Annotated in this window: 27 protein-coding genes; 3 read left to right on the forward strand and 24 right to left on the reverse strand. The window is 38.2% G+C overall.

Translation table 11 applies throughout. From position 1 onward, the window contains the following. Positions 1-2: 2 nt before the first annotated feature. The 10 genes from sufU to IGL86_RS09060 all read right to left on the reverse strand — a co-directional run bounded on the left by sufU (position 3) and on the right by IGL86_RS09060 (position 8863). On the reverse strand, positions 3-470 hold the full coding sequence (gene sufU, locus IGL86_RS09015) for a Fe-S cluster assembly sulfur transfer protein SufU (protein WP_002356768.1): 468 nt from the start codon (positions 468-470) through the stop codon (positions 3-5). Continuing rightward, positions 457-1692: a cysteine desulfurase gene (locus IGL86_RS09020; protein ID WP_002376739.1), complete on the reverse strand. Its 1236-nt coding sequence runs from the start codon at positions 1690-1692 to the stop codon at positions 457-459. The genes sufU and IGL86_RS09020 overlap by 14 nt, the downstream gene beginning before the upstream one ends. Continuing rightward, positions 1689-2975: a Fe-S cluster assembly protein SufD gene (sufD, locus tag IGL86_RS09025; RefSeq protein ID WP_033625885.1), complete on the reverse strand. Its 1287-nt coding sequence runs from the start codon at positions 2973-2975 to the stop codon at positions 1689-1691. Before sufD ends, IGL86_RS09020 begins: the two co-directional genes overlap by 4 nt. 14 nt (positions 2976-2989) lie before the next feature. Continuing rightward, complete coding sequence (gene sufC, locus IGL86_RS09030; protein ID WP_002356763.1) at positions 2990-3760, reverse strand: Fe-S cluster assembly ATPase SufC; 771 nt, start codon at positions 3758-3760, stop codon at positions 2990-2992. A 369-nt stretch (positions 3761-4129) separates the two neighbouring features. Further along, positions 4130-4687: a ribosome recycling factor gene (gene frr / locus IGL86_RS09035; RefSeq protein ID WP_002356762.1), complete on the reverse strand. Its 558-nt coding sequence runs from the start codon at positions 4685-4687 to the stop codon at positions 4130-4132. Positions 4688-4690: 3 nt separating this feature from the next. Beyond that, on the reverse strand, positions 4691-5413 hold the full coding sequence (gene pyrH, locus IGL86_RS09040; RefSeq protein ID WP_002356761.1) for a UMP kinase: 723 nt from the start codon (positions 5411-5413) through the stop codon (positions 4691-4693). Between the two features lie 260 nt (positions 5414-5673). Next, entirely contained in the window at positions 5674-6555 is an 882-nt protein-coding gene (gene tsf / locus IGL86_RS09045) for a translation elongation factor Ts (protein WP_002356760.1), read from the reverse strand. Positions 6556-6660: 105 nt separating this feature from the next. Beyond that, entirely contained in the window at positions 6661-7446 is a 786-nt protein-coding gene (rpsB, locus tag IGL86_RS09050; RefSeq protein WP_002356759.1) for a 30S ribosomal protein S2, read from the reverse strand. A gap of 183 nt (positions 7447-7629) precedes the next feature. After that, complete coding sequence (locus IGL86_RS09055) at positions 7630-8067, reverse strand: GNAT family N-acetyltransferase (RefSeq protein ID WP_010712668.1); 438 nt, start codon at positions 8065-8067, stop codon at positions 7630-7632. A gap of 19 nt (positions 8068-8086) precedes the next feature. Next, positions 8087-8863 (reverse strand): TrmH family RNA methyltransferase, encoded by a 777-nt coding sequence (locus IGL86_RS09060; protein WP_002356757.1) that lies wholly within the window; start codon positions 8861-8863, stop codon positions 8087-8089. Positions 8864-8969: 106 nt separating this feature from the next. Between IGL86_RS09060 and IGL86_RS09065 the strand changes: the two genes are divergently transcribed. Both IGL86_RS09065 and yidC read left to right on the forward strand, forming a co-directional pair. Beyond that, positions 8970-9245 carry an acylphosphatase gene (locus IGL86_RS09065; protein ID WP_010706543.1) on the forward strand — a complete coding sequence of 92 codons (276 nt, stop codon included), beginning with the start codon at positions 8970-8972 and terminating at the stop codon, positions 9243-9245. Positions 9246-9411: 166 nt separating this feature from the next. Beyond that, positions 9412-10344 carry a membrane protein insertase YidC gene (gene yidC, locus IGL86_RS09070; protein ID WP_002356755.1) on the forward strand — a complete coding sequence of 311 codons (933 nt, stop codon included), beginning with the start codon at positions 9412-9414 and terminating at the stop codon, positions 10342-10344. A gap of 33 nt (positions 10345-10377) precedes the next feature. On the opposite strand, the gene IGL86_RS09075 is transcribed toward yidC, so the two are convergent. The 12 genes from IGL86_RS09075 to IGL86_RS09130 form a co-directional block, all read right to left on the reverse strand. After that, a complete protein-coding gene (locus IGL86_RS09075) occupies positions 10378-10569 on the reverse strand; it encodes a DNA-directed RNA polymerase subunit alpha C-terminal domain-containing protein (protein ID WP_002356753.1) in 192 nt (63 codons plus the stop codon). Positions 10570-10608: 39 nt separating this feature from the next. Beyond that, complete coding sequence (gene glyS / locus IGL86_RS09080) at positions 10609-12693, reverse strand: glycine--tRNA ligase subunit beta (RefSeq protein ID WP_002370425.1); 2085 nt, start codon at positions 12691-12693, stop codon at positions 10609-10611. 1 nt (position 12694) lies between these two features. Then, a complete protein-coding gene (glyQ, locus tag IGL86_RS09085) occupies positions 12695-13603 on the reverse strand; it encodes a glycine--tRNA ligase subunit alpha (RefSeq protein ID WP_002379669.1) in 909 nt (302 codons plus the stop codon). A 646-nt stretch (positions 13604-14249) separates the two neighbouring features. Beyond that, positions 14250-15038, reverse strand: a complete 789-nt coding sequence (gene recO, locus IGL86_RS09090) for a DNA repair protein RecO (RefSeq protein WP_010823846.1) — start codon at positions 15036-15038, stop codon at positions 14250-14252. Between the two features lie 82 nt (positions 15039-15120). After that, a complete protein-coding gene (gene era, locus IGL86_RS09095) occupies positions 15121-16023 on the reverse strand; it encodes a GTPase Era (protein ID WP_002359745.1) in 903 nt (300 codons plus the stop codon). A 13-nt stretch (positions 16024-16036) separates the two neighbouring features. Then, complete coding sequence (locus IGL86_RS09100) at positions 16037-16438, reverse strand: diacylglycerol kinase family protein (RefSeq protein ID WP_002382764.1); 402 nt, start codon at positions 16436-16438, stop codon at positions 16037-16039. After that, complete coding sequence (gene ybeY, locus IGL86_RS09105; RefSeq protein WP_002380585.1) at positions 16422-16901, reverse strand: rRNA maturation RNase YbeY; 480 nt, start codon at positions 16899-16901, stop codon at positions 16422-16424. The genes IGL86_RS09100 and ybeY overlap by 17 nt, the downstream gene beginning before the upstream one ends. Beyond that, the gene (locus tag IGL86_RS09110) at positions 16901-19099 is read right to left on the reverse strand and encodes an HD family phosphohydrolase (RefSeq protein WP_002382763.1); all 2199 of its coding nucleotides are present in this window, start codon (positions 19097-19099) and stop codon (positions 16901-16903) included. The genes ybeY and IGL86_RS09110 overlap by 1 nt, the downstream gene beginning before the upstream one ends. 28 nt (positions 19100-19127) lie before the next feature. Then, on the reverse strand, positions 19128-20042 hold the full coding sequence (locus tag IGL86_RS09115; protein WP_369810298.1) for a PhoH family protein: 915 nt from the start codon (positions 20040-20042) through the stop codon (positions 19128-19130). 242 nt (positions 20043-20284) lie between these two features. Continuing rightward, on the reverse strand, positions 20285-20734 hold the full coding sequence (locus IGL86_RS09120; RefSeq protein WP_002356741.1) for a GatB/YqeY domain-containing protein: 450 nt from the start codon (positions 20732-20734) through the stop codon (positions 20285-20287). Positions 20735-20759: 25 nt separating this feature from the next. Then, positions 20760-20936 carry a 30S ribosomal protein S21 gene (gene rpsU / locus IGL86_RS09125; RefSeq protein ID WP_002356740.1) on the reverse strand — a complete coding sequence of 59 codons (177 nt, stop codon included), beginning with the start codon at positions 20934-20936 and terminating at the stop codon, positions 20760-20762. A gap of 165 nt (positions 20937-21101) precedes the next feature. After that, positions 21102-21542, reverse strand: coding sequence for a Fur family transcriptional regulator (locus IGL86_RS09130; RefSeq protein WP_002387080.1), 441 nt, complete (start codon positions 21540-21542; stop codon positions 21102-21104). Between the two features lie 98 nt (positions 21543-21640). Between IGL86_RS09130 and IGL86_RS09135 the strand changes: the two genes are divergently transcribed. Next, positions 21641-22498, forward strand: coding sequence for a pyruvate, water dikinase regulatory protein (locus IGL86_RS09135; protein ID WP_033625886.1), 858 nt, complete (start codon positions 21641-21643; stop codon positions 22496-22498). A 42-nt stretch (positions 22499-22540) separates the two neighbouring features. On the opposite strand, the gene thrB is transcribed toward IGL86_RS09135, so the two are convergent. Both thrB and thrC read right to left on the reverse strand, forming a co-directional pair. Next, positions 22541-23404, reverse strand: coding sequence for a homoserine kinase (thrB, locus tag IGL86_RS09140; protein WP_002364438.1), 864 nt, complete (start codon positions 23402-23404; stop codon positions 22541-22543). Beyond that, complete coding sequence (gene thrC, locus IGL86_RS09145; protein WP_002356733.1) at positions 23401-24456, reverse strand: threonine synthase; 1056 nt, start codon at positions 24454-24456, stop codon at positions 23401-23403. The genes thrB and thrC overlap by 4 nt, the downstream gene beginning before the upstream one ends.

Raw genomic sequence — 24456 nt, forward strand, 5'->3', positions numbered from 1 at the left:
CTTTATTTTTCACAATGTAAATGACCGGCTTCGCCTTGGCCGTTATTAGCAACAGCCTGCTCTAAGGCTTTCCAAGCCAGGGTTGCACATTTAATCCGAGCTGGAAATTTAGCTACGCCGCTTAACATTGCTGCATCGCCTAATTTTTCATCTTCGGCCACTTCATTTCCTTGAACAAGTTGAGAGAAATCCTCTGCTAAGGCCGTTGCTTCGGCGATTGTTTTTCCTAAGACCGCATCAGTCATCATACTAGCACTTGCGGTACTGATGGAACAGCCACTTCCTTGAAAGGCGATATCTTTAATCACACCGTCTTCAATGGCCACATCCAGTTCAATCACATCTCCACAAGTAGGATTATTCAGTTCAATTGTTTGGCTAGACGCATCTAGCGTTCCGTGGTGATGTGGGTGGCTAGAATGGTCCAAAATGACTTGGCGATATAAGTTATCTAATTTAGAAAGTGCCATGCTGGAAAAACTCCTTTGTCGCTTTAATCGCTTCAACTAAGCGATCTGCGTCTTCTTTGGTATTGTATAAATAAAAACTTGCCCGTGCAGTTGCTGGCACGCTCAGATAGTTTAATAACGGTTGCGCGCAATGGTGACCCGCTCTGACAGCGACCCCTTCCATATCTAACGCCGTAGCCACATCATGTGGATGTAAACCTTCAATATTAAAAGCAATCACACCTGTGTGGTCTTTTGGATCCTGTGGACCATAAATCGTCAAGCCCTCGATAGCTTGCAACTTCGGCAAAACATAGTGAACAAGGGCTGCTTCATGTTGATGAATGGCCTCTAAACCAATTTCAGTTAAATAATCAATGGCGGCACCTAAGGCAATTGCCCCGGCAATATTAGGTGTGCCAGCTTCAAATTTCCAAGGAAGCTCTTTCCAAGTACTTTCTTGAAGATGAACAAAGTCAATCATTTCGCCACCAAATTCCACAGGTTCCATTTGTTCCAATAAATGACGTTTGCCATAAAGGACACCAATTCCAGTTGGTCCACACATTTTGTGACCACTAAATGCATAAAAATCAGCATCGATGGCTTGAACGTCCACAGGCATATGAGGAACTGCTTGCGCGCCGTCTACCACCATCACAGCGCCATTTTGATGAGCTAATTGTGTTAATTCTTCGATTGGATTAATGACCCCTAACACATTTGAAACATGAGCAATCGAAACAATTTTCGTTTTTTCTGTAATTTGTTGACGTGCACTTGCCATGTCTAAAAAGCCGTCTTCAGTGACGTCTATATACTTCAAAATGGCCCCTGTACGTTGAGCTAATTGTTGCCAGGGAATAATGTTTGAATGATGTTCCATGTAAGATATGACGATTTCATCCCCGGCTGTAACTGCCAAGTCACCATAACTTTTGGCAATCCAATTCAAACTGGTTGTTGTTCCTCGTGTAAATAAAACTTCCGCTGTTTCTTTGGCATGGATAAATTGGCGAACCTTTTCGCGGGAGGCTTCATAGTCCTTCGTTGCTCGTTCGGCTAACGTGTGCACCCCACGATGAACATTGGCATTATCGGTTTCATAATAATGTCGTAAAACATCTAACACTGCCGTTGGTTTTTGGGTTGTCGCAGCATTGTCTAAATAAACTAGCGGTTCATCATTAACTTCTTGAAATAAAATAGGAAACGATTGACGAATGGTTGCTGCATCCATCATGCGTTTAACTTCCCTTCAATTACTTCTACAAATTCATTTTGTACTTCTTTAACTGGAATTGCTGTAATGACAGAACCTAGGAAGCCACGAATCACCAAACGTTCCGCTTCTTCTTTACGCAAGCCGCGGCTCATTAAATAATACATTTCTTCTGGATCTACTCGACCAACGCTGGCTGCGTGTCCGGCAGTCACTTCATTTTCATCAATTAAAAGAATTGGATTGGCATCACCACGAGCTTTATCAGACAGCATTAAAACACGACTTTCTTGCTGTGCGTCGGCTCCTTTTGCGCCTTTTAAAATGTGGCCAATTCCGTTAAACGTTAAAGTACCACGTTCACGAATGACTCCATGTTGTAAAATATGACCAATCGAATGTTGCGCTTTGTTTGTCACTCGTGTGTCGATGCCTTGTGTTTGTTTACCTGCACTAATTGCAACGACTTTAACTTCTGAATGAGCACCTTCGCCAACTAAATCAGAATCAAAATCAGCCACAACATCGCCATCATTCATGACGCCTAGAGCCCAATCAACAGAGGCATCCCGCATAATATAGCCACGACGATTCATATAAGTCGTTACAGTTTGCCCTAATTGATCCACGGCTGAGTATTTAACTTTTGCGCCATCTTTCGCAATCACTTCCACAACGATATTTCCAGAAGCTTTCTCTGCGTGATGACCAGTTGATTGAAAACGTTCTAAATAACTGAATTCACTATGATTATCTGCAACGATTAAAACATGTTTAAAGAAAGGTTGGTTGCTATCTGAATCCTGAATAAACAAAGATTCAATGGGCTCTTCAATCACTACGTTTTTAGGAACGTATAAGAAAACGCCACTATTCATGAAAGCTGCATGAGCTGCTGTCAGCTTATCTTCTTCTGGTAATACAGCTTTAGTCATATAGTATTCTTTAACTAATTCTGGGTGCTCTTGTAAAGCAGTAAAAATGTCTGTAAAAATTACCCCTTGTTCCGCTAATGAGGCTGGCAATTGCTCAAAAGCATGAAAAGATCCTTGTTGAACAATTAAAGGATTGTCTTTCATTTGATCAAAACTTGCGACATTTCCTTCAGAAGGCACATAACTTTCCATGTGAACATTTAATAAAGGCCAACGATGAAATTTCACACGATCAATATGTGGTAACTCACTTTCGTCAGCGTTTTTTAAAGCCGTTGTTCGCAATTCAGTCATCCAAGCTGGTTCTTCATGTTCTAGTGAAAAAGCGGTGACTTCGTCAAGATAATCCATTAGATTTACTTTTTTCATTTATCTTGTCCTCCTTACGCTTCTTCTTTGTAATCAATACCTAATTCTTGGCTGATACCAGCATAGCCTTCTGTTTCTAAACGTTTTGCCAAATCAGCCCCACCGGTTTTCACAACGCGGCCTTCCATCATGATATGAACAACATCTGGCGTGATATAGTTCAATAAGCGTTGGTAATGGGTAATAATTAACGCACCAAAGTTCTCGCCGCGCATTTCATTAACCCCTTTAGAAACTACTTTTAACGCATCGATATCTAAGCCTGAATCAATTTCATCTAAAATGGCAAACGTAGGCTCTAACATCAATAATTGTAAAATTTCATTTCGTTTTTTCTCGCCGCCAGAAAAACCTTCGTTTAAGTAACGCTCAGCCATTTCTTCAGGCATATTTAATAATTCCATTTTGCTATCTAATTTTTTTAAGAACTGCATGACTGACATTTTGTTGTCTTCGTCACGTTTTGCATTGATTGCTGCACGCATGAATTCAGCATTGGTAATTCCTGGAATTTCGCTTGGGTATTGCATTGCTAAGAATAAACCTAAGCGAGCGCGTTCGTCTACTTCTAAATCTAAAACGTTGACGCCGTCAAATAGAATTTCTCCTTCTGTGACTTCATAGTTAGGATTTCCCATAATTGCTGCTGATAAAGTAGATTTACCAGTTCCATTAGGTCCCATAATTGCATGGATTTCTCCAGTATTAATTGTTAAATCGACTCCTTTTAGAATCTTTTTATCTTCAATTGATACGTGTAAATTTTTGATTTCTAACACAGACATGTACAATTCCCTCCAACTTGTTTTAATCGTTTTTCCGTTCTCACTCATTTTAGCCTAATTGAGAATGAATCGCAAATTACAATTGCTAAAAATAACAACTCTTATCATCAAATTTTAGGATTCAATTTGTGAAGGAAAATTTTAAAATGCTGATATTTCAAAGTTTCTCTATATTTTCAAGTGATCCTCCCTACACAAAGAAAAAAATTCTGGTAGAATAAAAAAATTTATTAAAGAAAGCGTTTTCTTAAATAATTACTTTAGAATGACTTTCGCAAAGAGAGATTTGAGATACGCCTTCCTCATCTATACAAAAAAATCCAGAGCATTTGCTTCTCTGGATTCAATAATTTTTATTAGTGATTGGTTTTATACTTCTAAAAGTTCTTGTTCTTTTTCAGCAGTAATCGCATCGATATTTTTGATGCTATCATCTGTTAATTTTTGAACATCTTTTTCAAATGAACGTAATTCATCTTCAGTGATGTCGCCATTTTTTTGAGCTTTTTTCAACTCATCCATTGCATCACGACGAACGTTACGGACAGCAACTTTTGAGTTTTCCGCTTCTTTTTTCACGTCTTTGGCTAATTCTTTCCGACGTTCTTCCGTTAATTGTGGAATCACTAAACGGATGACATTTCCATCATTGGTTGGGCTAATGCCGATATCACTCATTTGAATAGCTTTTTCAATGTCAGCGATAGAATTTTTGTCAAACGGTGTAATCATTAATACACGAGCTTCTGGGATATTGATACTTGCTAATTGGTTAACTGGTGTTGGTGCACCATAATATTCTACTTGAATACGGTCTAATAGACTTGCGTTCGCACGACCAGCACGAATTTGACCTAATTCACGGCGTAAGCTTTCTTCCGCTTTTGTCATTTTTTCTTTGGCTGTTGCTAAAACTTCTTTAGACATTCTTTATTTCCCCCTTACAGTTGTTCCGATATTTTCACCAAGGATGGCACGACGGATATTTCCTGCTTCATTTAGGTTAAAGACAACTAAAGGAATATCGTTATCCATACTTAATGAGCTTGCTGTTGAATCCATTACTTGCAGCCCTTTAGAAATAACATCTAAATGTGTTAGTTCTTCAAATTTTGTCGCTGTTTCATCCACACGTGGATCCGCAGAATAAACACCATCAACATTGTTCTTCGCCATTAAGATGACGTCCGCATCTACTTCTGCAGCTCGTAACGCAGCCGTTGTATCTGTCGAGAAGTAAGGATTTCCTGTTCCTCCGGCAAAAATAACAACGCGGCCTTTTTCTAAATGACGTTCTGCACGACGACGAATGTATGGTTCTGCAATTTGACGCATTTCAATTGATGTTTGAACACGTGTAGGCACACCAAGATTTTCTAATGTATCTTGCAATGCTAAGGCATTCATCACAGTAGCTAACATGCCCATATAATCTGCTTGTGCACGTTCCATGCCCATTTGAGCACCAATTTGTCCACGCCAGATGTTTCCGCCGCCAACCACGATGGCCATTTCGATACCTAATTCATGGACCTCTTTAATTTCTTGGACGATTTCTTTAATGACTGGTGGTTTAATGCCAAAACCGTCTTCTCCGGCTAGCGCTTCTCCACTTAACTTTAATACGACACGTTGATACTTAGGTTTAACCATCATAATTCCCTCCAAGATTCTCTAAAAATCATTCAATTCCTCATTTAGATGACTTTTCACCAAAATGATTTTTTAGACCAAGCAGTGCGATCCACTGGTTTTGCCTAAAAAAAGGGAGCGCATATCAAAGTTATGCGTTCCCAAATGGCTGAAAGACTGCCTTGAATCAAGCAGTAATCAATTTATGCAGCTTCCTTTGGGGAGCGCTGTCTGTTTAGATACTTATGATTCACGGCTTTTCAACCGAGCGTTTGATGCTCTTAGTTTTTCATTTGGCTCATTACTTCATCCGCAAAGTTATCTTCACGTTTTTCGATACCTTCGCCAACTTCAAAACGTACGAATGATTTCACTTCGCCGCCTTTAGAAGCAACAAATTTTTCGACAGTCATATCTGGATCTTTAACAAATGGTTGGTCAACCAAAGCGATTTCTGCTTTGAATTTTTGTAGACGACCAACAACCATTTTTTCAACGATATTTGCTGGTTTACCTTCGTTTAATGCTTGTTCAGTTAACACAGCTTTTTCGTGTTCTAATTCTTCTTGAGGAATTTGAGATTCGTTGACATAGCGAGGGTTGATTGCCGCGATGTGCATAGCAACATCTTTCGCTACTTCTTCGTCAGTTGTGCCATCGATAACTGTTAATACAGCAATACGGCCACCCATGTGTAAGTAAGCGCCAAATGCAGCATTGTCAGCTTTTTCGACAACTTCAAAACGACGGAAGCTGATTTTTTCACCGATAACAGTTGTTGCTTCGATTAAATCAGATTCGATTGTGCCTTTTTCAGTTTTAATAGCCATTGCTTCTTCCATCGTAGCTGGTTTGTTTTCAGCAACTTTAGTCGCAATATCTTTAACTAAATCTTGGAACATTTCGTTTTTAGAAACGAAGTCAGTTTCTGAGTTTACTTCAACGATTGCTGCAACGTTACCTACAGTTGCTACGTTTGCTAAACCTTCAGCCGCAATGCGGTCATTTTTCTTCGCTGCTTTAGCCATACCATTTTCACGTAAAAAGTCTACGGCTTTTTCCATGTCGCCTTCTACTTTTACTAATGCTTTTTTAGCGTCCATCATTCCAACGCCAGTCATATCGCGTAATTCTTTTACCATTTTAGCTGTAACGTCTGCCATTATTTGTGTCCTCCTCGGATATTATCAATTCTTTTTAAAAAAGCTATCTCAAAGGAGAATCAGGCTTTTTGTCGCCTAGCCTTTGAGACAGCTCCGTAATCATTATTATTCAGCTGATTCGTTATTTCCTTCAACAACATCAACGATTTCTTCGATTGAAGTTGCTTCTGGTGTTTCTTCAACGAATAACTCTTCAGTTGCTTGGTCTTCCCCTTGGTTACCTTCGATGAAAGCGTCAGCCATTTTAGCAGTGATTAATTTCACGGCGCGGATTGCATCATCATTTGAAGGGATTACAACATCGATCTCATCAGGATCACAGTTTGTATCAACCATTGCAACGATTGGAATGTTTAATTTGTGTGCTTCTTGAACAGCAATGCGTTCTTTACGTGGGTCAACGATGTACATTACATCTGGAATTCTTGGCATATCAGCGATACCACCTAAGAATTTTTCTAAACGTTCACGTTCTTTGTTTAAGCCAGCAACTTCTTTCTTAGGTAAAACTTCGAAAGTGCCGTCTTCTTCCATTGCATTGATTTTTTTCAAGCGAGCAATACGTTTTTGGATTGTATCCCAGTTAGTTAACGTACCACCTAACCAACGATGGTTTACATAGTATTGACCAGCGCGGATTGCTTCATCTTTGATTGCTTCTTGTGCTTGTTTTTTAGTTCCTACGAATAAAGCAACGCCGCCTTCTTCTGCAACGTTTTTCATGTAATCGTAAGCTGCATCTACTAATTTCACTGTTTTTTGTAAGTCAATGATGTAGATACCGTTTCTTTCTGTGAAGATATATTTCTTCATTTTTGGGTTCCAGCGACGAGTTTGGTGACCAAAGTGTACGCCGGCTTCTAGTAATTGTTTCATAGAAATTACTGCCATGTTGTGTTTCCTCCAGTTTGGTTTTTATTTTCCTCTTCTTTTCGTCAACTCCTTGAAGAACTACCGTAGTAGCACCACTTCGCAGATGGAAAAGAATGTGGATTTCGTGTGTGAAAATCACACCTTTAACAGTATAAGATATTTTCAGAAAAATAGCAAGCCTTAAAACTAGAAATGTCGCTCCTACTGCGCTTGCCAAACAAGATGACATTCTTCGTTTCCCGTTTCATCGATGGTTCGCTTTTGTTGGACAAAGCCTTGTTTTTGATAAAAGGCGTAAGCTGCTTGATTTTCCCTGTAAACAGCCAAAGATAAGATGTCCTGTTCTTCTTTTGCTACTTGCAGTAATTTCTGACCGATGCCCTTCCCTTGAAACGCTTTTTTTATAAAAATTCCTGCGATATAGTTATCCATTAAGCCTAAAAACCCAATTATCTGACCCTCTTCTTCCGCTAAGATCAGTGTTGCTTTTGGCAACGCAGCGCGGACAAATGCCTTATTTTCTTGCCAATAAGTTGGTGCGACAAATGGATGAGCTTCTAGATTCGTTTGCAGCCAAATAGCCATAATGGTTTCTAATTCTTTTTCTGTTAACTGGGTTGTCTTTTTGATAGTCAGCATTTTTTGACACTCGTTTCTGTTATTGATTATTTTCAAAATAAAACATTAACACGCCCGCTGCGATAGCGACATTCAATGATTCTGCTTGACCTTTCATTGGAATATAAAGATTTTTCGTGGTTTCTGCTAACAATTCTGGCGAAACTCCACTACCTTCATTGCCTAAAATCAACGCATAATTTTCCACTGCCTCTTGTTCATAATAAGCAATCGCAGCTTCATTTAGTTCTGTACCGAAAACTGGTAGACCTTGCTTCTTGAATGCCTGAACCACTTCAGTCAACTCTCGTTGGAGAACTGGTAAATGATAGTGGCTTCCCTGCATTGAGCGCAACACTTTTGTATTGTAAATATCTGCTGTGCCCTTACCTAAAATCACGCCTGCTAAACCTGCTGCATCAGCTGTGCGAATCATCGTACCAACATTGCCAGGGTCTTGGATATTATCTAAAAGTAACCAACCACCTTTAAAAGAAAGCGACTGCTCTTGTTGCGTTTCCAAGGTGACAATTGCCAAAATTCCTTGTGAAGTTGGTAACTCCGACAAACTATTTAAAACCTCATCACTAACAAAAATTAATTTTTCTGTTTCTTGTTCAGCTAACCAAGTTCCCCATTCTTGTTGACCTCTTTGGTTAAACAAAATCCACTGGACATCGGCATTGGCCTTCACAGCTTCTTCAACTAAATGAAATCCTTCTATTATATATTGGTTCAGTTCTTCTCGGTACTTCTTTTTGTGTAATTTTTTCCATTCTTTTAATTGGTTATTTTTCGTTGATGTAATTTCTTTCATAAGTCACCTCGCCTTTGTATTATAGCATGCTTCTAGCTTGCTTGGATACTTGCTAGAACCAAGAAAAATCGCTATCATAAAGAAAAAAGCAAAGGAAGTGTCTCTCATGGAAAAACTAAGAATGAATGTACAAGGGCGTGTCCAAGGTGTTGGCTTCCGCTACATGACCAAAATGGTGGCAGATCAATTAGGTGTCACTGGTTCAGTGAGGAACGAAGACGACGGGTCCGTTTCAATCACAGCAATTGCACCTGAAGACATAATGGAAACATTTATCAAAAAAATCAAAGATTCCCCCAGTCCGGCGGGACGTGTAACGTATGTTGATATTCAAGAAGACCCTTTGTTAGAAGAAACGGAACAATTTAAAGTGATTCAATAAACTTACTTTCTAACGATTGATTTCTTTGGGAAGAAGCCTTGAACAGCAAGTAGTTCCTGCTTTTTATTGATTTTTGTAAGAGCTTCTTTTCGATTTTGATTGAAAAAGAGCGCTGTTTCAAGTATAGTTAACCATGTAAAAATTTTTTAGAAAAGGACCGAATTACATGCGTAAATTAAACCGATGGCTTTACGGCTCTGGCTTACTATTTTTAGTAATGTTTTTATCAGGCTGTGTGAAAACAGGAGCAGATGGACAACCAACTGGTGAAGGTTTTGTCTATAACTTCCTTGTTTTACCGATGAGTAATGCAATTACTTATCTTGTCGATAACTTTAATTGGAACTATGGTTGGGCGATTATTTTTATCACCATTATTGTACGGATCATTATTTTACCGTTAGGCTTACATCAATCGAAAAAAAGCTTTATCCAAACGGAAAAAATGCAAGCAATCAAACCCCAAGTGGATGTTGCACAAGCAAAAATGAAACAAGCAAGTACGCGCGAAGAACAAATGGCCGCACAAGCAGAACTACAAAAGATTTATAAAGAAAACAATGTGAGTATGGTTGGCGGAATTGGTTGTTTGCCTTTATTAATTCAAATGCCTATTTTCTCATCTCTGTTCTTTGCTGCTCGTTATACAAAAGGTATTGCCACAGCAAGCTTCTTAGGAATGAATTTAGGGCAACCAAATATGATTTTAGTGGCATTAGCTGGTTTAGCCTATTTAGCTCAAGGTTATATTTCAATGATTGGTATTCCTGAAGAACAAAAGAAAACAATGAAATCAATGCTGATTGTTTCACCATTAATGATTGTTTTCATGTCCTTTAGCTCACCTGCAGGCGTAGCGCTTTACTGGGTAGTTGGTGGTATTTTCACATGTATTCAATCTGCCATCACAAATATCCTCTTACGTCCAAGAATTAAAAAACAAGTACAAGAAGAATTGAAAAATAACCCACCAAAACAAGTGGTTACTCCTATTAAAGATGTGACACCAAAAGAAACAAACAAAGTAACGCAAAAAACGAACCAACCAAAAGCAAACGGCAATAAAGGTCGTAATGCTGGAAAACAAAAACGTAAATAAAAAAAGGATCGCCTCTAAACGGCGATCCTTTTTTTACTTCAATTCTTTCCCAGTCATCTCTTCAATAGTTCGAATAGACTTTGGACCAAAGCCATGCAACGAAAGTAACGCTTTTCGGCCTCGTGCGTAGAGTTCATCCACACTGTCGATTTTTTCATTCGTTAGCGCACGAACAGCTGGCTTTGATAATTGTGTTAAAATTTGTTCAAATGTTGTTTCTAGCATACTGTCTATTCCTCCTTAGCGGTCGAAAAACAGCGCTTTTTATTTCACAATTAATAAATCTAAGCTAGCAATTGATAACGCCATTTTAGCAATTTGCATTAATTGTTTTAATCGGTTTTGTTTGACTTTTTCATCCTCAACCATAACCATCGTTTCATTGAAGTACGCATCAATTAACGGACGTAGATTTACTAGTGCTTCATAGTTTTCTGCAATCGTGCGTGTAGCAAAAGCTTCAGATAAATCGTTAACTGCTTGATACAGTTCTTTTTCTGCCTTATTTTCAAACAGACTTGGATCAATCCCTTCTTCAGTATCACCTAAAAGTTCTTGACCTTTTTTCGCTAAATTAATAACACGCGTTAAGGCTTCCATTGATGGTTTAAAATCTTGATCTTCAAAACGGCTTTTTAAAATATTTGCTGAAGCAAATAATTTCGATAAATCGGCTTGCTCAGCAGACACCACTGCATCGATAATGTCATGGCGAACATTTTTCGTCATTAATAATTGACGTAAGCGAGCTTTCACAAATTCAACGACTTCTGCTTGTCCTTCGTTTAGTAAAACGCCATATTTCTCAACATCTTGATTCACTGCTTCATCAACTTCTGTTTGTAATTGGACTAACGGGAAGGTCCAGCCTTTATCTTCAATAATTCGGATAACGCCATAGGTTTGACGACGAAGTGCATAAGGATCGTTAGAACCTGTTGGAATCATACCAACTGAGAAGAATGAAAAGACGCTGTCAAGCTTATCGGCTAAGGCCAAAACAGCCCCGATTGCTGTTTCTGGCAATTCACCTTCACTGGAAGTTGGTAAATAATGTTCTCGAATCGCCGTCGCTACGGCTGGTTTTTCACCTTGTAATAAGGCATATTTTTCTCCCATAATTCCTTGTAATTCTGGGAATTCACCAACCATATTTGTTACTAAGTCAAATTTATAAATTTCAGAGGCACGTTTTAAATCTTCCAATTCCTCCTCAGATAAGCCAACTTTTCTACCAATGATTTGTGCAATTAAAGCAACCCGTTGCATTTTTTCATAAATTGAACCAATCTTTTCATGGAAAGTCACATTTTTTAGTTTTTCAACACATGCTTCAATCGTTAATTTTTTATCTTCATTGTAAAAGAATTCTGCATCTTCTAAACGAGCAATTAACACTTTTTCATTTCCTTTAATCACGTTTTCAAGGTGAACATTATCCCCATTGCGAACAGCGATAAAATGCGGCATTAATAAGCCTTGGTCGTTACGAACTTCAAAGTAACGTTGGTGTTCTTTCATAGAAGTCACTAATACTTCATCTGGAACAGATAAATATTTTTCATCAAAACTGCCTACAAATGCAGTTGGATATTCCACTAAATTCGTAACTTCTTCCAGTAACTCTTCATCTAAAGCTAACTGCCAATTTTTTTCAGCAGCGAGTGCGTTCGCTTGATCAACAATCATTTGTTTCCGTTCATTCGGTTGAACCACTACAAATTGTTCTTTTAATTTTGCTTCATATTCATTAGCATGTTGGAACGTCACATCGTCTCCCAAGAAACGGTGGCCACGAGAAGTTTGTCCTGTCGTCACGTCTAACACTTTGAAAGGAATTACTTCATCATCAAGTAGTGCCACAATCCAATGAATTGGACGAATATATTCGAAATCATAGTTTGCCCAGTGCATTGTTACCGGGAAAGTTAGACTTGTAATCACGTCATTTAATTTTGTTAATACCTCTTTGGCACTTTGGCCTTTGGTAAACTTCGTCACATAGACATATTCGACACCATTTAATTCTTTGAAAACAATGTCCTCAGTTGTAACTCCTTGGCCGCGTACAAAACCTTGTGCAGCTTTTGACCAATTTCCTTCAGCATCTAAAGCAATCTTTTTCGCTGGACCTTTTACTTCTTCTTCAACATCTGCTTGTTTTTCAGGAATCGCAGTTACTTTCACGGCTAAGCGACGAGGTGTGGCAAAGGATTGCACTGTTTCATAGTCTAAATGATGTTCATCTAAAAATTTGATTACTTTTTCTTCAAGTTGGATACGGCTTGGTGTGACAACATGTGCGGGCATTTCTTCTAAGCCAATTTCTAATAATAAATCTTTTGCCATGTTATTCTGCCTCCTTGGATACACTTTGATCTTTATTTAATAATGGGAACCCTAATTTTTCACGTTCAGCCACAAAAATTTTCGCTACGGAACGAGCCATATTCCGAATGCGGGCTAAATATCCTGCACGTTCCGTTACAGAGACAGCGCCGCGAGCATCTAATAAATTGAATGTATGGCTACATTTTAAAATATAATCATAGGCTGGGTGAACTAAGCTTTCTTCAATACAGCGTTTAGCTTCTTTTTCAAATTTGTCAAAGTTTTCTAAAAGCATTTCTTGGTTACTAATTTCAAAGGAATATTTTGAATGTTCATATTCAGGTTGCACAAAAATTTCACCATATTTAACGCCTTGTGTCCATTCTAAATCATAGACACTTTCGACTTCTTGGATATATGATGCCAAGCGTTCTAACCCGTAAGTAATTTCAGAAGTGACAGGATGACATTGTAAGCCGCCAACTTGTTGGAAATACGTAAATTGGGTAATTTCCATGCCATCTAACCAAACTTCCCAACCTAAACCAGCACAGCCCATTGAAGGATTTTCCCAGTTATCTTCTACAAAACGAATGTCATGTTCTAATGGATCAATTCCTAATAATTTTAAACTTTCTAGATAAAGTTCTTGGATATTTTCAGGAGAAGGCTTCATTACAACTTGGAATTGATGATGTTGGTATAGACGGTTTGGATTTTCGCCATAGCGTCCATCAGCTGGACGACGAGAAGGTTCTACGTAGGCAGCATTCCATGGTTCAGGTCCAATGGCACGTAAAAACGTGTAAGGACTCATGGTGCCGGCTCCCTTTTCTGTATCATAGGCTTGCATTAACATACAGCCATTAGATGACCAAAATTTTTGCAAGGTTAAAATCATTTCTTGTACGGTTAACTTGTTTTTCATTGTTTTCCTCCTTGGAATATTTTTTATAGACATAGGGATTGGCTTTGCTTCGGGAATGTAAATTTAAAAAGGGCTACAGAAAAACAATTTTGTAGAATGGGATAATTTTTATGCTGTTCATCATCTACTCTGTCACCTTTGCGCCAATTGAGCTTTTTTGAATAAACGTTACTATTTTTTCTTTTGGTGTTAACTGTTTGCTTTTTTTATTCGGTTACAACGTTCCCTTTGGTCACCTTGTGCTGTTCATCATCTACTCCATGTTTTTGGCTAAGCAGTTTGTTTTAACATAGAGGAGACAACGTTCCCTTTGGTCACCTTGTACTGTTCATCATCTACTCTGTCGCATTTGCGCCAATCGTAGTGATTCACAGCAAAAAGTCCCCATGCCTATTAATAGACATAGGGACGAATAATTATCGCGGTTCCACCCTACTTCCGATGTGTTCATCGGCAGCTTCGTTTGTCGTACTCCAAAGTGCCTTTCAAAAGTTCCGTGTTTCTGGCTCCCACTCTCCCAGATTCGCTTAACAGAGGGTTCTTTTTACTTCTCTTTTTCTTCGTACGTATTTAACTTCTCTATCATAATACGGTGTCTGAGGGAAGTTGTCAAATTTTTTTTAGAAAAACGTCTGCTTGTTTACGTTTATTTTTCTTCCTTCTTTCGTGGTAGAATTTTTAACGTATTTTCCCACGTTTTCATTTGATCAATAAATTTTTTGCTTTTTAAGTGCAACCCGACATATTCATCGTATAACATATCAATCGTTTCTCTAATACTTTTCTTAGTTTCTTCTTTTACTTGAATGTTTTGGACTTTTTCATAGGAGACTTGCGAAAATAAGCGAATAAAATGAATTGCTCTAGGATCTGCATGGTAGCGCTGTTCATCTAAATGCCAATGTTTTTCACAAAGCACACCGCTATACTTTGAAGAGTAATCAAATTTCCCTTGTGTTTCGCCACAAGCCACACAATGATGCCATTCTGGTCGTACACCAAACCGTTCTAACAATTGAATTTCAAAAATATTTGTAATGATTTCCGGATCTTTTTGCTCATTTAAAGCGGATAATGCCATGTGGGTAAATTGAAATAAATTAGGGTCATAGTGCTGATCTTCAATTGCTGCATCGACTAAGTTTAAAATATATGTTCCATATGCGTTAATAAATATGTCTTGTTGAATGTTTCGAAAAGGTTGAACTTCTTTGCTGCTATTGAGAAAAGATAAGCCTTCTTCTCTAAAATTTCCGATGTAGACGGCTTCTGTAAATGGCAGAATCGCTGGCAAAAGAGGATTATTTTTTCGATGCGCGCCTTTCACAAAAAACATCAATTTTCCATAGGATTCTGTAAAAATTTTGACGAGTTTATCCTTCTCTTTAAAATCCTTCGTAAATAAAATAATGCCTTTGGTCTCCCCTAATGCCATTCAATTCACTTCCATTTCTTATGTAAATTAGTGTAGTGTTTGGAAAGTTCGTTTATACACTCGCTTCCCAAACACTACTTTCTTAATATTCTTCTTTGCGATAACCAAAATCTTGTAAATAGATTTTTTTGTCACGCCAGTCTTTTTGGACTTTTACCCAAAGCTCCAAATACACTTTGTCATCTAATAAATATTCAATATCTTGACGCGCCTTGGTACCAATTTGTTTCAGCATTTTTCCGCCTTTGCCAATAATGATACCTTTTTGACTGTCCCGTTCCACAATAATGGTTGCTTGGACATGGACTTTATCGTTTTCATCCCGTTTCATTGAGTCCACAACGACAGCGACAGAATGAGGAATCTCATCTCTTGTTAAAAGTAACACTTTTTCACGAATTAATTCGGAAACGATAAAATATTCTGGATGATCCGTAATTTGGTCATCAGGGAAATATTGTGGTCCTTCTGGCATTTGCTCAACGAGAACATCCATCAAATGCTCAAAATTATTTCCTTCAGTGGCAGAAATGGGAATAATTTCTTTAAAGTCCATTTGTTTCGAATAGTCTTCAATAATACTCAATAAATCATCTGGATGGACTTTGTCAATTTTATTAATAATCAAGTAGACTGGACTATTATTATTTTTCAATCGTTCAATAATAAAGTCGTCACCTTTCCCGCGTTTTTGATCAGCACTTACCATAAATAAAGTAGCATCTACTTCACGCATCGCATTATAGGCACTTTCCACCATGAAATCGCCTAAGCGGTGTTTAGGTTTGTGAATCCCTGGAGTATCGATAAAAACAATTTGTGCTTCAGGAATTGTATAAATTCCTTGAATCTTATTACGAGTTGTTTGTGCTTTGTCACTCATAATTGCAATTTTTTGGCCGACAATTCGATTTAACAATGTTGATTTCCCAACATTTGGTCTGCCGACAATGGCTACGAAACCAGATTTATGTTCAGTTGTCATTGTATTTCTCCTTTTATTTCCACATTTGAATGATTTGTAAAATTTTTGGTACAAATAGAATTAGTCCTACTAGCACTGCGAAACCGGCTGTTAATAAAACAGCTCCTGCGGCCATGTCTTTAACCTTTTTTCCGATTGGATGAAAGTGAAAATCCGTAAACATATCTACGACATTTTCAAAAATTGTGTTGATAATTTCTGCCAACCAGACAAGAAAAACGGCCAATAACAACCACAGCCATTCAGCAAGTGTTAAAGAAAACAAGAAACCAAACACAATGGCCGTGACACCAAACGCCACATGTTTGCGCATATTACGTTCTTCTCGAAAAACTGTTTTGATTCCTTGCCAGGCAAATTCTAATGAATTAATAAAATGTTTATTCTTTCCTGTTTGCTCATCTTTTAAGGCCATACGCATCTAAAATCTCTTTCTGTAAACCAAACATTTCTTTTTCATCTTCAGGTTCCATATGATCGTACCCATTCAAATGTAAAAAGCCATGTACTGCCAAAAAGCCCATTTCTCGCTCCAATGTGTGCCCATATTCAACTGCTTGTTCTGCTGCTCGCTCTGTTGAAATAATTAAATCACCTAGATTACGTGGTAACTCTGCCAACTCTTCATCATCAAAAATAATTGGCAATTCGTTTTCCCCTTCATCCTCTAAAGCAAAACTGATGACATCTGTAGGCATATCTTTGCCCCGATAGTCACGATTAATCACTTGGATACCTGCGTTATCTGTAAAAGTCACCGACATCTCCGTATCTTCGGCAATTTCTAGAAAACCCGCTGCAAATTGCAGCAAGTTTTCGATTTCTTTGATTTCTTCTGTTGGTACTTTCTCGGTTTCATCAATGAAAGTAATATCCATTAGTCATCTCTCTTTTCTTGTTCATCTTTCATTTCTTCTGCTTCAGCTTTCATTTTTGGATACTTAATCCGTGAATGGAAGGTACTGCATAATCCATTAATTAATGATTTTTCAATGATGCGAATCTCTTTCATCGTTAACCCACATTCATCTAATTGGCCATCTGAAATTCTATCTTGAATCACATTATGCACAAAGGCTTGAATTTTTTCGTTGGTCGGATGATCCATCGCCCGCACAGCAGCCTCACAAGTATCAGCAATACTCACAATCCCTGCTTCTCGTGTTTGTGGACGTGGCCCAGGATAACGGAAGTCGGATTCTTTAATTTCAGGATTGCGTTCTTTTGCTTTCACATAGAAAAATTTCATCAATGTTGTGCCATGATGTTGACGACAAATGTCAATCACCATTTGCGGCATATTGTACTCTTCTAAAATTTTGGCGCCATCAATTACGTGGCCAAAAATAATTTGTTTACTATCTTCTGGTAATAAAAAGTTATGTGGATTTTCTGCACCAGCAGGTAAGTTTTCCACAAAGAAATTGGCGTGTTTAATTTTGCCAATGTCATGGTAATAACAAGCAACTCGTGTTAATAGCGACCGCCCGCCAATCTCAGCAACAGCGTTAGCGCTCAAACTAGCCACCATCATGCTATGATGATAGGTACCTGGCGCTTCTTCTAACAGTTGTTTTAACAACGGATGGTTCGGATTACTTAATTCATTCAAGACAATCATACTATCATCAGTCACTAATAATTCGATATATGGATGCAAGCCCATTGTTGCTAAAAATGAAAGTACCGTTCCTGCACCTGCACAAATTAAAGCTGTCCACGTTTTACCATCTGTTAAACTCATTCCTTGATAAATCATTAAGACAACTGCCATGAAAACAGGAAAGACCACTACCCACATTAAAGCTGGGAAAACTTGCTCACTCATTCGTTTCCGTTTAACAACTGTTGCTAGAAATCCTGAGAATAAGTACATAATCAGAATAACCGTCAACGAGTTTGTACCAATAGAATTATAAAAGATAAATAACGCAAAAACGACTTGGAAAATGGCAGCGATTATCCCTGAACGACGATTCACAAAATGATTTAGAATCAGCGGCGCAAAGGCTGCTGGATAGAACAAGGGAATATACATCAACTGCTCTGTTTGGAAAATCTGGAAGAATTTCATTAAAATAACACTGATTAGCATAGCACCCGTGTAAAAGATAATAAACGAGCGTTGTCGCGAAGGCTCAGTCACTTGTTTTGTAAAGAAAATTAACACTTCAACTTGAAGTAAAATAGCTAATGCTAATGCCACCATTGGAAAAATAGAGGTATTTTGACTAGTCATTCCTAGTAGCTCAAGTTTTTCGACCGCTTTTGCATCAATTTGAGTACCTTCACGAACAATAATTTCGCCTTGATAAATCATTGCGGGTTGGACAGCATTCATCGCTTTTTGGCGTAGCTCTTCTGTTCGTTTTTCATTGGCAATATCGTTTACCACAATCCCTTGGTTAACAATGTAACGAATGACTTGTTGCATGGTACTCGTAATATCTAAGTATTGAATTTTACCGTTAGCTTCTTGGCGAATTTTATCCAAATCAGATTCTCGAACGTGATTTTGCATCGCATCGTCCACCAACATCAAACTTTCTGAACGAACCTTATCCAATTGCTCAGAGGTTAATGTAAAGATTGTTTGATAAAAAACATTAGGAAAACTTTGATAAAACGTAACTTCATCTTGCGGTAAAGATTCAAACAATGATTTTAAGCTAGCTACTCGTTCTTCTACGGTCGGCGCAGGAATCGTTTCTTCCTTTTTGGCCTTCGCTTGCTTATTGCTGTACTCTTTGTCTACTTTTTCATTCGCAGAATCAATCAATTTAAATAATTTATCAATACGATTATGTTGGACAGATGCCGTATCTTCTTGATAAATATATTCGGGTGTGACAGCTTCTGCTGCCAATTTTTTTCTTTGTTCTGTTTCGTAGGTATTCTCGATATTTTTATTTGCACGAATAGTTTTCTCGGCCAGTTGACCTTCTTTAATTTCTACTCTTTTCTGATGGACACTGCCAAACATAATCATAAATAAAAGAAGAGAAAAAACGGCTAATAAAATAGGTAAATAGGCTTTACCTAAACGATCCCCTAACTTTGTAAGTACTTTTTTCAAAAGGTACTTTCACTCCTTCCCTAACTGCTTAGGAATGCTTTTGTTGTTCTTTTTCATAGGCTTGAATAATTTGTGCTACAACCGGATGACGCACAACGTCACTGGCTTCAAAATTTACAAAGGCAATTTTTTCAATGTCTTTTAACGTACGCTCGGCGTTAACTAAACCACTTGTTACACCACGTGGCAAGTCAATCTGACTAGTATCTCCATTAACAATCATTTTTGAACTAAACCCTAAACGAGTTAAAAACATTTTCATTTGGGCAACCGTGGTATTTTGTGCTTCATCTAAAATGACAAAAGCATCATCCAATGTACGACCACGCATATAAGCAAGCGGGGCAATTTCAATAACGCCGCGTTCCATTAAACGATTTGTATGATCCATACCAAAAATTTGATACAAGGCATCGTAAACTGGACGTAAATAAGGATCGACTTTTTCTTTTAAGTCACCTGGTAAAAAGCCCAAGCTTTCGCCAGCTTCCACCGCTGGACGAGTTAAAATAATTTTTTGTACTTCGCCTTTTTTCAAGGCTGCTACTGCCATCACCACGGCTAAAAAGGTTTTTCCTGTCCCCGCAGGTCCCACCCCGAAAATGACGTCATGAGTTTTAACTGCATCGATATATTTTTTTTGACCAACATTCTTAATTCGGATGGCCCGACCATGATGGTCCTTCATAATTTCTTCTTCATACATGGCAATAAACGCCTCTAAATTTCCAGCTTTGGCCATTTTTAAAGCAGAAACGACATCTGGCGTATGCACTTTGATGCCTCGTTGAATTAATGTTTGTAGCGCTCTTAACACGGAAGCGACTAACTCTACCTCTGATGATTCGCCAATTAACTGAATAACTTCGCCACGACTATTAATCGTTACGTGGGTATTCTCTTCTAAAAATTTGATATGTTTATCATGTGTTCCTAAAAGCATGTGTGCATCATCAGAATCAGTAAGTATTAATTCCAAAGATTTTGACTGATTATCTGTCAAAAAACGTCCATCTCCTTTATTATATAGTCCTTTACAATGATACCACATTCTTATCTGTTTAAAAAGAAGTCGTACCTGATTTGACTTTGAAAGTCAAAAAAGAGAAAACCGTAAAAAGCTACCGGTTTTCTCTTTACATAAAAAAACTAGGACAGTATCCTGTCCTAGTTTCGATAACGCTCTTAGTTTTCTTGTAATAATTCTTTCACAATTGCGTTAACTTGGTTGCCATCGGCTTTGCCTTTGACTTTCGGCATCATAGCGCCCATCACTTTACCAAAATCTTTTGGTGAAGTGGCGCCAGTTTGCGTCATTACCTCTTGAACTAGTTGACGAATTTCTTCCTCCGTTAGTTGTTGAGGCATATATTTTTCAACAATTGCTATTTCAACTTTTACTTTTTCAACAAGATCGTCGCGTCCCGCCTTTTCAAACTCTGATAAAGAATCTTTTCTCTGTTTCATCTCACGAGACAATACAGTGAGTTCTTCTTCTCCGTTCAATTCACGGCCCGCTTTAATCTGATCATTTTGAATGGCAGTCTTTAACATACGAAGTACGGCTAAAGTTTCTTTGTCTTTAGCTTTCATCGCTGTTTTAATGTCGTCATTCAATGTGGTTAGCAATGACATACCACCAACTCCAATTCATTCAAAACTAGAATTTTTTACGTTTTCTAGCTGCTTCAGATTTTTTCTTACGCTTTACACTTGGTTTTTCGTAGAATTCACGTTTACGTGATTCTTGTAAAGTACCCGCTTTTGAAACGGAACGTTTGAAGCGACGAAGAGCATCATCAAGAGATTCGTTTTTACGAACGACTGTTTTTGACATGTTATTCCCTCCCTCCGAGCTTAAAAAGTAACCGTTTTTCTTATTTGTGGGAAAAACCCACAAATTAAAATACTGTCCTTGTTATATTATAGCTAAAGCATAAATAACCGTCAACCACTCTACTGATAAAATACGAAATTTTTGTTTGATTTTTCGTCTTATTCGCTATTTTTCGCAACAATCGGCACAACGACCAAGTATTTCAAAGCGATGTCCTTCAATTGAACAACCTTTTAACTGTTCTTCAAAAAAATTCATCGGACACATGTGAATTTCTTCCGTTTTGCCACAAACCGTACAAATAAAGTGATGATGATGTTCCACCTCTTGGCAACAACGGAAGCGAAACTTTTGCTCGCCATTTAATTCTGTTTTTTCCAGCAATTCTAAGCGCTCAAAGTCATGCAAGTTACGATAAACCGTATCATAACTGACTCCTTTAAAGGTTTCATTCATAAATTCATACACTTCACGTGCAGAAACATACCGATTTCGCTTAATCAAATAGCTCATCAGTAATTCTCGTTTTTTAGTATATTTTAATCCACTGGCTTTCATGGTTTCTAAGGCTTGTTCAATATTGGTTTTTACTGGTGCCATCGCCATTTCCTCCCTCACCAACCTAAATCAGAATCATTACGAAATAGATTCTGGACTTATGGTATAATAAAATTATTAAAAATGCAAGAAAGGACTTACCCTCTATGACTATTTCTGAAGAAAAAAAATGTGTGACGATTTTTGTCATCTCAGATTCTGCTGGCGAGACCGCTTCAAAATTGGCGGCTGCTTCAATGGCCCAGTACCCCACTGTTGATTTTACTTTGATTAGACGAACATTCGTTAAAGACGAAGATAAACTGGTGCAAGCGTTAGAAGATGCCAAAAAAGCAGAAGCCATGGTACTGCATACTATTATTAATGATCATCTCGTGGCGATTGCTAATCAATTTTTCAATGAGCATCAATTGTTCCATTTTGACATTTTGACACCACCAGTTACGGAAATCGAACGATTAACAGGTGTCGCACCCATGCGGGAACCAGGTGCCTTACATCATCTGAATGAAAATTATTTTAAACGAATTGAAGCAATGGAATTTGCTGTCAAATATGACGATGGCAAGGACCCACGAGGCTTTTTAGAAGCGGATGTGTTACTTCTTGGCGTTTCCCGAACTTCTAAAACACCGCTAAGTCTCTTTTTAGCCAACAAGAACTTAAAAGTTGCTAATTTGCCACTGATTCCTGAAGCACATTTACCGAAACAATTATTCGAAATGGACCCTAAAAAAATTGTTGGCTTAACCAATGATCCCAATGTTTTAAACGGGATTCGTAAAGAACGAATGCGCGCATATGGATTACCTGAAAATACTTCTTATTCAGATATTGAAAAAATTCGGCGAGAACTGGCTTTTGCTAATGATCTTTATCAAAAATTAGGTTGTATCGTTATTGATGTCGCTTCTCTTTCAATTGAAGAAACTGCCTCAATGATTCTTAATGCTTTGAACTTAGAAGATCATAGTTATTATTCCACGGAAACCTCCGAGGATTAAAAAAAAACGAGAAAAAATCACTAGTGATTTTTTCTCGTTTTTTTAAAAGACTTGAACGCCTTCTTGATCAATATTGAAAATTTGGATGCTCGCTTTGGTAGATAATTTCTCCAAGCTTTGAACAATTTCGTTGGTTCGTTCTTCTGGCGACAAGATTAGCACAGTTGGACCAGCACCGCTTAAGAAAGAACCATAAGCACCTCTTTGCTGAGTTAAACGACGAATTTCTTTTAAGTGAGGAACCAATGAACGACGATACGTTTCATGCCATTTATCTTGTTCCATCATTTTGCCTGCTAAAGGTAAATCCCCGTTTAAAATTGCGGCAATCATAACATTGGCAATTGAACTGGCCGCGACCGCTTCTTTATAAGTCAATTTTTCGGGCAAAACAGCGCGACTTTTTTCGGTAAATAATGGTTCCTCTGGAATAAATGCAATGACATCACACATTGGAAAGTGATGTTTGACATGGTAGACTTGGTTTTCTACATGGCTAGCCACCACGAAATCTCCTAAAATAGCTGGGGCAACATTATCCGGATGTCCTTCCATCTCTGTGGCCAAACGGACTTTTTCTTTAGGGGACAAATTTAAATGTGCTAGTCGGTTAGCTAATTCAATGCCTGCTACAATCACACTTGAGCTACTGCCTAGTCCTCTTGCAAGGGGAATGTCAGAAACCATCCGAATAACTTTTGGTGTTAATTCTGGTGCAATTTTCAATGCCGTTTGAATTAATAAATTCTCTTCATTAGTAGGAATCTCTTCTCCCAAAGTATGTTGAATTTCCCAAAATTCACTTTCACCTAAAACGTTGATTGTTAAATAAGCGGATAATGCAATGCCACATGAATCAAAGCCAGGTCCTAAGTTGGCACTAGTGGCAGGTACTCTTATTTTCATAGTGTTGCGACTCCTTTTCGTAAGTGCAGACGCATTTCTTCCACGTCACTCATTTTTGAAATAGCTACTTCTGTCTCCATTGCTGTATCAGGATCTTTCAGCCCGTTACCAGTAAAGACTGCCACGACGGTTTCACCTGCTTTGATTTTACCGCTTTTAACATGTTGAATAACTCCAGCTAATGAAGCAGCCGAACCAGGTTCAATGAAAACCCCATCTTGAGCAGCAATTTTTCGGTAAGCCGTTAAAATTTCTTGATCTGTCACGGCATCAATGAAACCACCCGATTCATCACGTGCCTGTTCTGCTAATTGCCAACTAGCAGGATTTCCAATCCGGATCGCTGTTGCCACGGTTTCAGGTTGCTCAATCACTTGGCCTTTCACGATCGCTGCGGCACCTTCTGCTTCAAAACCATGCATTCTTGGTAAAGTTGTTCCTTGTTTTTCATGCCATTCTTTAAAGCCTTTCCAGTAAGCGGAAATATTGCCGGCATTTCCAACTGGAATCGCTAAGACATCGGGCGCTTGACCTAATTGTTCACAAACTTCAAAAGCTGCTGTCTTTTGCCCTTCTAAGCGATAAGGATTCACTGAATTAACTAGCGCAACTGCCTCAGTTTTCGCAATCTCTCGCACCGCTTTTAATGCTTCATCAAAGTTACCTGGAATCGAAATAATGTCCGCCCCATACATAATAGCTTGCGCCAATTTTCCCAGTGCGATTTTTCCTTCTGGAATCACTACATACGCTTTAATGCCTGCTCTTGTGGCATACGCAGCAGCGGCGGCACTAGTATTTCCTGTAGAAGCACAAACAATCGCTTTGGCACCTTCTTCTACCGCTTTTGCTACAGCCATCACCATCCCGCGATCTTTGAATGAGCCAGTGGGATTTAAGCCTTCGTATTTTCCATATAATTGAATACCTAATTCTTTGGATAAATTAGGTAAAGGAATCAGTGGCGTATTTCCTTCGGCTAAAGAAATCATTGGTGTTTTTTCTGTTACGGGCAAATACGCTTGATACTGTTTTAACAAACCTTCATACAT

It is taken from the genome of Enterococcus sp. DIV0774, assembly GCF_050539095.1.
Lineage (GTDB): Bacteria > Bacillota > Bacilli > Lactobacillales > Enterococcaceae > Enterococcus > Enterococcus faecalis.

Excerpts from the sequence above, each read along its gene's own strand:
- sufU (WP_002356768.1), bottom strand. The coding sequence starts at position 470 with ATGGCACTTTCTAAATTAGATAACTTATATCGCCAAGTCATTTTGGAC.
- IGL86_RS09020 (WP_002376739.1), bottom strand. The coding sequence starts at position 1,692 with ATGATGGATGCAGCAACCATTCGTCAATCGTTTCCTATTTTATTTCAA.
- sufD (WP_033625885.1), bottom strand. The coding sequence starts at position 2,975 with ATGAAAAAAGTAAATCTAATGGATTATCTTGACGAAGTCACCGCTTTT.
- sufC (WP_002356763.1), bottom strand. The coding sequence starts at position 3,760 with ATGTCTGTGTTAGAAATCAAAAATTTACACGTATCAATTGAAGATAAA.
- frr (WP_002356762.1), bottom strand. The coding sequence starts at position 4,687 with ATGTCTAAAGAAGTTTTAGCAACAGCCAAAGAAAAAATGACAAAAGCG.
- pyrH (WP_002356761.1), bottom strand. The coding sequence starts at position 5,413 with ATGGTTAAACCTAAGTATCAACGTGTCGTATTAAAGTTAAGTGGAGAA.
- tsf (WP_002356760.1), bottom strand. The coding sequence starts at position 6,555 with ATGGCAGACGTTACAGCTAAAATGGTAAAAGAATTACGCGATATGACT.
- rpsB (WP_002356759.1), bottom strand. The coding sequence starts at position 7,446 with ATGGCAGTAATTTCTATGAAACAATTACTAGAAGCCGGCGTACACTTT.
- IGL86_RS09055 (WP_010712668.1), bottom strand. The coding sequence starts at position 8,067 with ATGCTGACTATCAAAAAGACAACCCAGTTAACAGAAAAAGAATTAGAA.
- IGL86_RS09060 (WP_002356757.1), bottom strand. The coding sequence starts at position 8,863 with ATGAAAGAAATTACATCAACGAAAAATAACCAATTAAAAGAATGGAAA.
- IGL86_RS09065 (WP_010706543.1), top strand. The coding sequence starts at position 8,970 with ATGGAAAAACTAAGAATGAATGTACAAGGGCGTGTCCAAGGTGTTGGC.
- yidC (WP_002356755.1), top strand. The coding sequence starts at position 9,412 with ATGCGTAAATTAAACCGATGGCTTTACGGCTCTGGCTTACTATTTTTA.
- IGL86_RS09075 (WP_002356753.1), bottom strand. The coding sequence starts at position 10,569 with ATGCTAGAAACAACATTTGAACAAATTTTAACACAATTATCAAAGCCA.
- glyS (WP_002370425.1), bottom strand. The coding sequence starts at position 12,693 with ATGGCAAAAGATTTATTATTAGAAATTGGCTTAGAAGAAATGCCCGCA.
- glyQ (WP_002379669.1), bottom strand. The coding sequence starts at position 13,603 with ATGAAAAACAAGTTAACCGTACAAGAAATGATTTTAACCTTGCAAAAA.
- recO (WP_010823846.1), bottom strand. The coding sequence starts at position 15,038 with ATGGCATTAGGGGAGACCAAAGGCATTATTTTATTTACGAAGGATTTT.
- era (WP_002359745.1), bottom strand. The coding sequence starts at position 16,023 with ATGACAACTGAACATAAATCTGGTTTCGTAGCCATTGTCGGCAGACCA.
- IGL86_RS09100 (WP_002382764.1), bottom strand. The coding sequence starts at position 16,438 with ATGGCCTTAAAAGATGAGCAAACAGGAAAGAATAAACATTTTATTAAT.
- ybeY (WP_002380585.1), bottom strand. The coding sequence starts at position 16,901 with ATGGATATTACTTTCATTGATGAAACCGAGAAAGTACCAACAGAAGAA.
- IGL86_RS09115 (WP_369810298.1), bottom strand. The coding sequence starts at position 20,042 with ATGCTTTTAGGAACACATGATAAACATATCAAATTTTTAGAAGAGAAT.
- IGL86_RS09120 (WP_002356741.1), bottom strand. The coding sequence starts at position 20,734 with ATGTCATTGCTAACCACATTGAATGACGACATTAAAACAGCGATGAAA.
- rpsU (WP_002356740.1), bottom strand. The coding sequence starts at position 20,936 with ATGTCAAAAACAGTCGTTCGTAAAAACGAATCTCTTGATGATGCTCTT.
- IGL86_RS09130 (WP_002387080.1), bottom strand. The coding sequence starts at position 21,542 with ATGGCGATGGCACCAGTAAAAACCAATATTGAACAAGCCTTAGAAACC.
- IGL86_RS09135 (WP_033625886.1), top strand. The coding sequence starts at position 21,641 with ATGACTATTTCTGAAGAAAAAAAATGTGTGACGATTTTTGTCATCTCA.
- thrB (WP_002364438.1), bottom strand. The coding sequence starts at position 23,404 with ATGAAAATAAGAGTACCTGCCACTAGTGCCAACTTAGGACCTGGCTTT.
- thrC (WP_002356733.1), bottom strand. The coding sequence starts at position 24,456 with ATGTATGAAGGTTTGTTAAAACAGTATCAAGCGTATTTGCCCGTAACA.